General features: G+C 65.3%; 1 protein-coding gene. It reads left to right on the forward strand.

Annotation, left to right across the window (positions count from 1 at the left end):
• Positions 1-2,574 (forward strand): DUF6531 domain-containing protein (locus HP566_RS19045; RefSeq protein WP_340163093.1); only part of this gene is annotated, 2,574 nt, incomplete at both ends.

The following is a 2,574-nucleotide window of genomic DNA, read 5'->3' on the forward strand; positions in this document are numbered from 1 at the left end:
TTGAGGCCGGGGCAGAGATCACCCTTAAAGCGGGCGGTAGCTTCGTCAAGCTCGACCCCAGTGGCATTACTATCGTGGGGCCTCAGGTCAGAATCAACTCCGGCGGCCGCCCTGGCGTGGGCAGCGGGCAAGCCGCCGCCACGGCCTTACTACCCGGTGAGGAGAGTGGCAGCACTACCCCTGGCTTGCTGGAGATGGCCTCCTCCTCGTTATTTGCCTCCCTGGGGGAGCAGGTGCTGGAGATGGCAGACCCATCGATACTCGATGGGCTCGCGGATATGTGTAGTGCCTGTCAGCCGAGTGTAGGCAACCCGGTCAACCCCGTCCTGGGCGCCAAACTGCTGCCCGCTGAAACCGATATTGCCTTACCGGCCCCCAAGCCCTTTGTCTTCACACGGGGCTATTTATCCCGCAATGCGCAGGTAGGTGTGCTGGGTCAGGGGTGGTCGGTACCCGGCACCTCACTCACACTGACCGTCAGTGAACAGCAGTGCGCGCTACGGGACGCCCAGGGGCGTACCCTGCGGTTCGGGGCGCTTGCACCGGGGCAGGAACGTTTTTCCCCCACCGAGCAACTCTGGATACGGCGGGGCGGCACGTCAGAGGCCACACCGTCACGCCGGTGGCAAGCCCTGGATGAGCCGGCGCGCCTTGATGACAGCGTCATTACGCTTTATGACGGCACCCACTACTACCTCTTTACCGCGGACGACGCCCCTCTCTGGCGCCTCCGCCAGGAACGGGACCGCAACGGCTATACCACCACCTACCACTGGGAGGGTGGCTTGCTGGTACGCGTCGAGGACAGCGCCGGTCGCCACTACCAGTGGGAGTATGAGTTAGTAACCCCCGCCACCGAGGCAGACCGTGGGGTGCGTTTGGTGGGGATTCGACTGGTTCAGGACCCGGAGGGGAACCCCAGCGACCAACGGTTAGTGCAGTATCGCTATACCCCTGAGGGCGACCTGCACGAGGTGCGCCACCAGGATGGACAGGTTGTACGAGAATTTGAGTGGCAGGACCACCTCCTCATCGCCCACCGGATACCGGGCGGAGCAGAGACCCGCTACACCTGGGATCACCACGCACCCACAGGGCGGGTCATCCAGCAGCAGGACAGCGGCGGTCTCGCGCGCACCTACCACTATCACGAAGACCACACCCAGGTGGTGGACAGTCTGGGCCGGGAAGAGCGCTACTACTTTACCGGCAGCGGCCCCGGGTTACGCTGGATCGGCCAGGTACGCGCCGATGGCTCGCGCATTGAGTACCGCTACGACCGCGCCGGACGCCTGTGTGCCACCGTTGACCCACTTGACCGTGAGACACGCCTGGAACGCGATGACCACGGTCAGGTAATCGCCCAGGTCGCACCGGACGGCACCCGCTGGGCCATCGAACGGGATGCTGGCCTACCAGTGACTCTCGACGGCCCTGAAGGGCAGCGCTGGCAGATCCAGCGCAACGACCTGGGGCATCCCGTACAGATCACCGGGCCAGCAGGCACCACCTACATCGCCTATGAGGATGTGCAGCTACCCGACCGCCCCACCACCCTCACCGATGCGGGCGGCGCCACCCACCAGCGCGAGTGGAACGCCCTGGGCCAGCTCATGACCGACACCGACTGCTCCCAGCAGCGCACCACCTACGCCTACGACTCACACGGGCATCTGGCCAGCGTGACCAACGCCCTGGGCGAGACCACCCGCACGACCCACGATGAACAGGGTCGCCGTCTCGCCACCCAATTACCCGACGGACAGTATTGGCATCACCACTACGACCTCCAGGGACGGCTGGTCGAACTCGAAGGCCCAGAGGGCTTCCGGCAGCAGTTCTTCTTTGATCAACACGGCCGCCCGGCACAGCGCATTGAAGCCGATGGTAGCCAGCAGCACACCACCTACGATGATGCCGGACGACTGAGCAAACTGACCCTGGGTAACGGAGCTGTCTACCGCTTTGGCTATGACGCCATGGACCGCCTGGCCAGTGAGACCGGCCCCGATGGCCGTGAACAACACTATCACTACGACGAAGCCGGCCAACTGATCGAGCGAGTGGAGGCCAACCGCACAGGCCCCGACGGCCAGCCCCTCACCACCCGCTACGACTACGACGCCCTGGGCCGTCTCACGGCCCGCCACCTCCCCGCCACCGCGCATGCCCCGGCCAGCACCGAACACTACCGCTGGGGTGCCCACGGGCAGCTGATCGGCGCCACCAACGACCACAGCACAGTGGCGTTGGCTTACGACCACGCCCTGCGGTTGAGCGGTGAACAGCAGCAGCATAAGGGCATGGAGAACAAGGGCTGGACATGGCAGCACCAGCACACCCTGACCGCCACCGGCGCCCCCCAGGTCAGCCAGTTCGGAGAACTGCCAACGCTCAACTGGCACACCTACGGCAGTGGCCACCTGCATGGCCTAAGCGCCCCCGACCTGGACCTGGAGATCGCCCTGGAACCCGATGCCCTGCACCGGGAAACCCAACGCCGTTTCCGCCTGGGCACCCACGCCCCAACCCGACCGCTCCTCCTGGAGCGCGGCTACACAGCCCTGGGGCAAC

The organism is Vreelandella olivaria, assembly GCF_023507745.1.
Lineage (GTDB): Bacteria > Pseudomonadota > Gammaproteobacteria > Pseudomonadales > Halomonadaceae > Vreelandella > Vreelandella olivaria_A.